The sequence below is a fragment of the Pseudomonas ovata genome (assembly GCF_003131185.1).
Taxonomy (GTDB): domain Bacteria; phylum Pseudomonadota; class Gammaproteobacteria; order Pseudomonadales; family Pseudomonadaceae; genus Aquipseudomonas; species Aquipseudomonas ovata.
Genome location: NZ_QFFU01000045.1, coordinates 1 through 8,860 on the forward strand (window position 1 = coordinate 1; position 8,860 = coordinate 8,860).

At 62.7% G+C, this 8,860-nt stretch carries 6 protein-coding genes and 1 pseudogene; 5 read left to right on the forward strand and 2 right to left on the reverse strand.

Features of this window, described 5'->3' with window-relative positions; translation table 11 throughout:
* From DGA31_RS29225 to DGA31_RS29245, 5 genes and pseudogenes are all read left to right on the forward strand, one after another.
* Positions 1 to 121 (forward strand): annotated as a pseudogene (locus DGA31_RS29225) (benzoate 1,2-dioxygenase small subunit); the annotation flags it as partial.
* 58 nt (positions 122 to 179) lie between these two features.
* Positions 180 to 1,190 (forward strand): benzoate 1,2-dioxygenase electron transfer component BenC, encoded by a 1,011-nt coding sequence (gene benC / locus DGA31_RS29230; RefSeq protein ID WP_109514895.1) that lies wholly within the window; start codon positions 180 to 182, stop codon positions 1,188 to 1,190.
* 48 nt (positions 1,191 to 1,238) lie between these two features.
* On the forward strand, positions 1,239 to 2,591 hold the full coding sequence (locus tag DGA31_RS29235; protein ID WP_056838047.1) for an MFS transporter: 1,353 nt from the start codon (positions 1,239 to 1,241) through the stop codon (positions 2,589 to 2,591).
* A gap of 180 nt (positions 2,592 to 2,771) precedes the next feature.
* Positions 2,772 to 3,980 (forward strand): benzoate/H(+) symporter BenE family transporter, encoded by a 1,209-nt coding sequence (locus DGA31_RS29240; protein WP_056838045.1) that lies wholly within the window; start codon positions 2,772 to 2,774, stop codon positions 3,978 to 3,980.
* A gap of 45 nt (positions 3,981 to 4,025) precedes the next feature.
* Complete coding sequence (locus DGA31_RS29245; protein ID WP_421958022.1) at positions 4,026 to 5,324, forward strand: OprD family porin; 1,299 nt, start codon at positions 4,026 to 4,028, stop codon at positions 5,322 to 5,324.
* 29 nt (positions 5,325 to 5,353) lie between these two features.
* Here DGA31_RS29245 and DGA31_RS29250 read toward each other — a convergent pair whose 3' ends face one another.
* Positions 5,354 to 7,822: a sensor domain-containing protein gene (locus DGA31_RS29250; RefSeq protein ID WP_241509677.1), complete on the reverse strand. Its 2,469-nt coding sequence runs from the start codon at positions 7,820 to 7,822 to the stop codon at positions 5,354 to 5,356.
* A 531-nt stretch (positions 7,823 to 8,353) separates the two neighbouring features.
* On the reverse strand, positions 8,354 to 8,860 hold a 507-nt coding region (locus DGA31_RS29255), incomplete at its 5' end, for a methyl-accepting chemotaxis protein (RefSeq protein WP_241509678.1).

Sequence of the window (8,860 nt, forward strand, 5' to 3'; positions counted from 1 at the left end):
CCACTTCGGCACCAGCTTCTACACCCTGGACATCCGTGGCGAACAGCCGCTGATCAAGGCCAAGAAGGTGGTGCTCAAGAACGACTATGTGCGTCAGGTCATCGACGTCTATCACATCTAGTCCGCCGGGTTTTGCCACGCGTTACTGCTCGCTACCGATTGCTGCCGTGAGGTGCACCATGCACAAGATCGCCTTGAATTTCGAAGACGGGGTCACCCGTTTCATCGATGCCGCTGCCACCGAAACCGTCGCCGATGCGGCCTATCGCCAGGGTATCAATATTCCGCTGGACTGCCGCGACGGCGCCTGCGGCACCTGCAAGTGCTTTGCCGAGGCCGGCACCTATGACCTGGGCCAGGAATACATCGAGGATGCCCTGACCGAGGAAGAGGCCGGACAAGGTTATGTGCTGACCTGCCAGATGCGCGCCGCCAGCGATTGCGTGGTGCGCGTGCCGGCTTCATCGGATGTGTGCAAGACCCGCCAGGTGACTTACCAGGCGGCCATCAGTGCGGTCGAGCACCTGTCCGACAGCACCATCGCCTTGAAGATCAAGGGCGAGTCCCTGAGCCAGCTGGCGTTCCTGCCGGGCCAGTACGTCAACCTGCAAGTGCCGGGCAGCGAACAGACCCGTGCCTACTCGTTCAGCTCGTTGCAGAAAAACGGCGAGGTCAGCTTTCTGATCCGCAATGTACCCGGCGGGCTGATGAGCCGCTTTCTGGTGGGCATGGCCAAGGCCGGCGACAGCATGACGCTGGCCGGTCCCCTGGGCAGTTTCTACCTGCGTGACATCAAGCGGCCGCTGTTGCTACTGGCCGGTGGCACTGGCCTTGCGCCATTTACTGCGATGCTGGAAAAAATTGCCGAGCAGGGCAGTGCCCATCCGCTGCACCTGATTTATGGGGTGAGCAACGATTTCGACCTGGTCGAGATGGACGCACTGGCCGACTTTGCCGCCCGTATTCCCAACTTCACCTACAGCGCCTGCGTGTCCAGCCCGGACAGCGGCTACCCGCAAAAAGGCTTCGTCACCCATCACATCGAGCCTGGCCATCTCAATGAAGGCGACGTCGACGTTTACCTGTGCGGCCCGCCGCCGATGGTCGAGGCGGTCAGCCAGTTCATTCGTGAGCAGGGCATTACACCGGCGAACTTTTACTTCGAGAAATTCGCCGCCAGCGCCGCCTGACATAGCGCTCGACCGTTTCATCTACAACAAAAACAAAAGAGAGATGCCATGCGAAACATTGACGTACACGCGGTTATCGATAACGCGCGCTTCGGCCGCTTCCACTGGATGGTCATGAGCTGGTGCGCCCTGCTGTTGATCTTCGACGGCTATGACCTGTTCATCTACGGCGTGGTGTTGCCGGTGATCATGAAGGAGTGGGGCCTGACCCCGCTGCAGGCCGGGGCACTGGGCAGCTATGCGCTGTTCGGCATGATGTTCGGCGCGCTGGTGTTCGGCAGCCTGGCCGACCGCATCGGGCGTAAGAAAGGCATCGCCATCTGCTTTGCGCTGTTCAGCGGCGCCACCATCATCAATGGCTTTGCCAGCAGCCCGACCGAGTTTGGCATCTGTCGTTTCATCGCCGGTCTCGGCTGCGGCGGGTTGATGCCCAATGCCGTGGCGCTGATGAATGAATACGCCCCCAAGCGTATGCGCAGCACCCTGGTGGCGGTGATGTTCAGCGGTTACTCGCTGGGCGGCATGCTGTCGGCCGGGGTCGGCATCGTGATGCTGCCGCGCTTTGGCTGGGAATCGATGTTCTTTGCCGCCGCCTTGCCGCTGTTGCTGCTGCCGGCGATTCTCTACTACCTGCCGGAGTCCGTCGGCTTCCTGGTGCGCCAGGGCCGGACTGCAGAAGCGCGCAAGCTGCTCAACCAGATGGATGACACCCAGAAGCTGACCGCTGACGACGTGCTGACCGTGGGGGAAGTCAAGGGCAAGGGCGTGCCGGTGCTGGACCTGTTCAGCGAAGGTCGCCTGGTGCGCACCCTGGCGTTGTGGGTGGCGTTCTTCTGCTGCCTGTTGATGGTCTACGCACTCAGCTCCTGGCTGCCCAAACTCATGGCCAACGCCGGCTACAGCCTGGGGTCGAGCCTGTCGTTCCTGCTGGCGCTCAACTTCGGTGGCATGTTCGGCGCCATCTTCGGCGGCTGGCTGGGCGACCGCATGAACCTGACCAAGGTCACGGTGGTGTTCTTTCTGGTCGGCGCGGTGTCGATCAGCCTGCTGGGCTTCAAGAGCCCGATGCCGGTGCTGTACCTGCTGATCTTCCTGGCCGGTGCCACCACCATCGGCACGCAGATCCTGCTGTACGCCGGGGCCGCGCAACTCTACGGCCTGTCGATGCGCTCCACGGGCCTGGGCTGGGCCTCGGGGATCGGCCGCAACGGCGCCATCGTCGGTCCGCTGCTGGGCGGCGCGCTGATGGGCATCAACCTGCCGCTGCAACTGAACTTCATGGCCTTTGCCGTGCCCGGCGCCATCGCCGCGGTGGCCATGACCGTGTTCGCCATCAGTGCACAGCGCGGCAGTGCCGCAGCGGCCCTGGGCGCCAACCACAGCGCCAAGGTGGCCGGCTGAAGCGGGTCGGCGCTCTGCTGCGGGCGACGATCCGACGATGAGGCCGGTAACACAGGCACATCTGCTGTGCCTGCACCGCCGCATTCGCCAGCAGAGCTGCCTCCCACAGGTCCGCGTCGAGACTTGACTGATCGGCATCAATCTTACGAACCGCAGCGTCATTCATACAGGTGAGGTCCCATGAAAGACCTGTTCAAGGATGTTTCCCTGTCGGCCGTGGTGGCCGGGTGCATCGCCACGGTGATTTCCTACGCCGGTCCGTTGGTGATCATTTTCCAGGCCGCCGATGCCGCGCAGCTGTCGCACGCGCAGTTGTCGTCCTGGATCTGGGCCATCTCCATCGGCAGTGCGCTGCTGGGTGTGCTGCTGAGCCTGCGCTACAAGGTGCCGGTGGTGATCGCCTGGTCAATTCCGGGCTCGGCGCTGCTGGTGTCGCAACTGCCGCAGATCGGCCTCAACCAGGCGGTGGGCGCCTACCTGGTGGCCAGCCTGGTGCTGCTGCTGATTGGTCTGAGCGGGGCATTCGACCGCATCATTGCCCGCTTGCCCGGCTCGATTGCCGCCGGCATGCAGGCCGGCATCCTGTTCAGCTTTGGCGTGGCGCTATTTGAGTCGCTGCCGGCCAGGCCGGTATTGGTGCTGGCGATGTTTGCCAGCTATGTGCTGATGCGTCGCCTGGTGCCGCGTTATGCGGTGATGGCCGTGCTGATTGTCGGCACCGGCATTACTGTGCTGGGCGGTGACTTCAAGGCCGATGCGCTGGTCTTCGGCCTGGCCACGCCGACCCTGATCGTGCCGCAGTTCAGCCTGGAGGCCACGTTGAACCTCGCCTTGCCGCTGGTGCTGGTGGCCCTGACCGGGCAGTTCATGCCGGGCATGGCGGTGCTGCGCGGCGCCGGTTACGCGACGCCGGCCAGCCCCTTGATCAGCGCCAGTGCCCTGATGGGGGCGGTGCTGGCGCCGTTCGGTTGCCACGGCCTGAACCTGGCGGCGGTCACCGCCAGCCTGTGCACCGGACGCGAGGCGCATGAAAACCCACGGCGACGCTACATCGCTGCGCTATCCGGGAGCCTGTTGTACCTGATCTTCGGGATTGCCGGTGCGACCCTGGTGTCGCTGTTCGCCGCCTTTCCCAGGGAACTGATCGCCGCGCTGGCGGGGCTGGCACTGTTCGGTGCCATCAGCGAGGCCTTGAGTCGCAGCACGTTGCACATCGAGGAGCGCGATGCGGGGCTGTTCACCTTTCTGGTGACCGCTTCGGGGGTGTCGTTTCTCGGCCTGTCGGCGGCCTTCTGGGGGCTGTTGTCCGGGCTGATCGTACACGCCGCAATGAAAGCCCGGCGTCTGCCGGCAGCGGCACCAACCTTGGGGGACAAGGCGTCGCGTTGATCCGTTTTGCATCATTAAAAAAGACATAACAACAAGAGAGCAACCATGAGCCAGCATCCGATCGCCAAGCGTCATTTCCGTGTCATGGGCCAGCGCCTGGGCCTGTCCTTCACCGCCGTGGCCGCCACCAGCGCCCTGGCCGCCGGCGAGCCGCCCAAGGAAGGCTTCATCGAAGGCGCCAGCGCCACCCTGCAAGCCCGCAATTACTATTTCAGCCGCGACTTCTCCGACATCGTCGGCGCCAACCAGCAGTCGAAGCAGGAGGAGTGGGCGCAAGGCTTCATTCTCAACGTCAAGTCCGGCTATACCCAGGGTGTGGTGGGCTTTGGCCTGGACGTGAGCGGGGTACTGGGCATCAAGCTCGACAGCAGCCCGGACCGGGTCAACAGCGGCCTGTTACCGACCCACGGCGATGGCCGCGCCGCCGACGAGTACAGTCGCCTGGGGGCGACCTTCAAGGCGCGCTTTTCGAAGACCGAACTGAAGGTCGGCGAGTTGCAGCCCAACCTGCCGGTGCTGACGTTCAGCGATATTCGCCTGCTGCCGCCCAGTTATCAGGGCGTGGGCATCAGCTCCAGCGAAATCACCGGCCTGACCCTGCAGGCCGGGCACCTCAACAGCACTCACCTGCGCAACGAGGCCGGTGACGACAAGATGCTTGCCATGCTTGGCCACGTGCCGCAGCGCCAGGCGGTCAGCGATGGCTTCAATTACGCCGGCGGTGACTACAGCTTTAACGACAAGCGCACCTCGGTCAGTGTCTTTTACGGGCAACTGGAAGACATCTACGAGCAAGGCTTTATCGGCCTCAAGCACAGTCAGCCGGTGGGCAACTGGGTGCTGGGCGCCAACCTCGGTTATTACGATGCACAGGAAGACGGCGACCGCTTGTTGGGCAAGATCGACAACCAGGCGTTCTTTTCCTTACTGTCGGCCAAGCGTGGCGGGCACACCTTTTATGTCGGCTACCAGGCCATGTACGGCGACAGCCCGTTTCCACGAGTCTTTGCCAACGTCACCCCACTGGGCAACGAAGTGCCGACCTATGAGTTTGCCTACACCGACGAGCGCTCCTGGCAGGCACGCTACGACTATGACTTCACCGCGCTGGGCCTTCCGGGCCTGACCACCACCGTGCGCTACATCACCGGCGACAACGTTACCACCGGTGCCGGCTACGAAGGCAAGGACCGCGAGCGCGACCTGGACATCGGCTATGTGGTGCAGAGCGGCACGCTGCAAGGGCTGGGTGTGCGCGTGCGCAACGTTGCGGCTCGCTCGAACTACCGCAGCGACATCGACGAGAACCGCCTGATCTTCAGCTATACATGGAAGTTGCTGTAGGCCAGTGCAGCAATAGCGCCCGGCCCGGTTCAGGAGCGCTTGCGCTCGCTGACCGGCACCGGCCGGCCAAACAGATAGCCCTGCAAGTGCGAGCAGCCTTCGGCCTTGAGGCGGGCGAACTGTTCCTGGGTTTCTACGCCTTCGGCGGTGGTCTTGATCAAAAGGCTGCTGCTGATGCCGGTGATGGCGCGGATGATCGACATGGCCTCGCGGCTATGGTCCATTTCATGGACGAAGGACTTGTCGATCTTGATCCGGTCGAACGGAAACGAGCGCAGATAACCCAGCGACGAATAGCCGGTGCCGAAATCATCCAGGGCGATGCCCACGCCCAGCGCCTTGAGGGCACGCAGGGTCTGGATGTTTTCTTCGCTGTTTTCCAGCAGCACCGATTCGGTGATTTCCAGTTCCAGGCGATGCGGTGCCAGGCCTGAGTCGTTCAGGGCCAGCTGGATGATATTGACCAGCTCGCGATTCTTGAACTGCGCCGGTGACAGGTTGACCGCCACGCTTTGCTCGGTGTCCCAGGTGCAGGCTTCCTGGCACGCCAGGTTCAGGGCGCGGGTGCCGACCTCATGGATCAGCCCCGTTTCCTCGGCCAGCGTAATGAAATCCAGTGGCATGATCAGGCCCTTGCTCGGGTGCTGCCAGCGCATCAGTGCTTCGTAGCCGGTAATGCGCGTATCGTCGATGCCGACGATAGGCTGGTAATAAAGCTGCAATTGCCCCAGGTGCAACGCCTTGCGCAGGTCGATTTCCATGGTGCGTCGGCGCTGGGCAGCCTCGGCCATGTCCTGGTGGAACACTTCATAGCGGTTGCGGCCATTGCGCTTGGCTTCATACAGGGCCATGTCGGCATGGATCAGCAACTGGTCGCCGGACAGTTGTACGTCACCCGTGAAGGCGATGCCGATGCTGACCCCGATCAGGAAGGTATGGCCGTCCATCAGGAAGGCCGGCGCAATGCAGTCGATGATCCTGCGTGCGGTGCGGTAGGCGTCGTCGGCCTGTTCCAGGCGTGGCAACACAATCGCGAACTCGTCGCCACCCAGGCGCGCCAGAGTGTCTTCTTCACGCAGCACGCCGCGCAGCCGTTCGGCCACGGCGCGCAGCAGTTTGTCGCCAAAGGCATGACCGAAGGCGTCGTTGATGTTCTTGAACTTGTCCAGGTCCAGGCACAGGGTCGCGACCTGGCGCGAATGCGAGGCGCTGTCCTTGAGCGCGGTCCCCAGTTGTTCATGCAACAGGGTGCGGTTGGCCAGGCCGGTCAGCGCGTCATGGTGGGCCATGTGGTGAATCTGCTCGCGGGCGGCAATTTCATCGGTGACGTCTTCGGCGATCAACAACACGTAGTCGGCCTGCGCCTCTTGATCGACGCGGCGCAGGGTCTTGGTGCGCAGCACCCGGGGGCCGATGGTGGTGCGCAGGCGATCCTCGGTCTGGCGCAGGCCCGAATGGCTCAGGCATTGCCGGGTCTGCTCGTCGATATAGCTGGCCAGCACCGGCGACATGCAGTCCTGCGCCTGGCGGCCGACCATGGGCTGGTCGTGCAGGCCGAACAGCCGTTGTGCCTGTTCATTGACCAGCAGGATTTCGCGGGTGCCGGCGTCCTGGACAATCACGCTGGCCGGAATGCTGCCGATCACCGAGTCGAGAAAGCGTGACAGGCCGGCCATTTTTTCGCTGTAGCGCTCGGCCAGTTCCTTGGCCTTGAGCACTTCGAGTTCGGCGGCGCGGCGCTCGGTGATGTCGCGGGTGACCTTGGAAAAGCCGATCAACTGACCGTCGTCATCGTGGATGGGCATGATCACGACATGGGTCCAGAAGTGCGTGCCGTCCTTGCGCAGGCGAATGCCCTCGGCCTCGAAGCGGCCCTCACGGCGCGCCGTGGCAAGCCCTTGCTGGGGCAGGCCATGAGTGCGGTCGTCAGAGGTGTAGAACACCGAGAAATGCTGGCCGACAATTTCGGCAGCCTGGTAGCCTTTGGCGCGTTCGGCACCGGCGTTCCAGTTCACTACATGGCCGTCGACGTCGAGCATGTAGATGGCGTAGTCGGTCACGCCCTGCACCAGCAGGCGGAAGTGCCGTTCCTGCTCGCGCTGGGCCAGTTCGGCCTGGCGCTGGCGCGTGCAGTCGCGGGTAATCTTGGCAAAGCCGATCAGCTCGCCCTGGTCGTCATGAACCGCATCGATGACCACATCGGCCCAGAACACGCTGCCGTCCTTGCGCACCCGCCAGCCCTGGGCCTCGAAGCGCCCGGTGGCGCGGGCGGTCTCAAGCCCGCTCATCGGTACATGGCGGGCACGTTCCTCGGCGCAGTAGAACACCGAGAAATGCTGACCGACGATTTCCTCGGCCCGGTACTGCTTGGCCCGCTGGGCGCCACTGTTCCAGTTTGCCACGATCCCTTCGGGGGTCAGCATGTAGATGGCGTAATCCACCACACTCTGCACCAGCAGGCGGTACATCACATCCGGGTTTTCAGCTACCAAAGTCATCGTTTAACCGCACCGTCCTGAAATAAAGACCCACCCAGGCATTTGCCGCACGCATGAGACAGAGCGCTGCGTCTGTGTCTATGGCTGATTGCCATTATTTCATGTGGGGGTATTGCTGTGTGACCGGCAGGTCATTTATTTCTGGCGGTATTGCATCAATAAACGCGTTTGGGCACTCCGGCAAGCGCGCTCATCAAACATAAAATAACTTATTGATTTTACTGGCTATAAAATTCACAAGGAGCGCGCTTGCCCGCGACCGAGTGCGAAGCGCTCGCAAGATCTCGGAAACGCCACAAATTTACGACTGCTAACGCAGCCGGTCGCGTTGGTCCGGCATTCCGGCAAGCGCGCGCTCATCAAAAAAATAATTTATTGATTTTATTGGCAATAAAGCTCACAGCTGTAGGAGCGCGCTCTGCCCGCGACCGAGTGCGCAGCGCTCGCAGAAATCTGTGAAACGCCACAATTTTACGACTGCTACGCAGCCGGTCGCGGGCAAGCGCGCTCCTACGGGTATCGCGAACGTGTTCAGGTGCGGAACTTGCGCACCAGGTTATCCAGTTCATTGGACAGCGAGGCCAGGCTCTGCGAGTCGCTGCGGGCCGATTGCGCCAGTTCCACCACCAGTTGCGCATCGCCATGAATCTGGCTGATGTGGCGGTTGATGTCCTCGGCCACCTGATGCTGTTCTTCGGCCGCCGTGGCGATCTGGGTGTTCATGTCGCGGATGATGTCCACCGACTCGCGGATCTGGCCGAAGCTGGTGCGCGCCTGGCCGATCTTGCTCACCGACTGTTGCGACACTTCCAGGCTCGAATGCATCTGTTGCGCCACCGAGGCGGTGCGCCGCGCCAGATTGCCCAGCAGACCGTCGATCTCGGCGGTGGAGTCGGCGGTGCGCTTGGCCAGGGCCCGCACCTCATCGGCCACCACGGCAAAGCCGCGGCCTTGCTCACCGGCCCGTGCAGCCTCGATGGCGGCGTTGAGCGCCAGCAGGTTGGTCTGCTCGGCAATCGAACGAATGGTGTTGAGGAT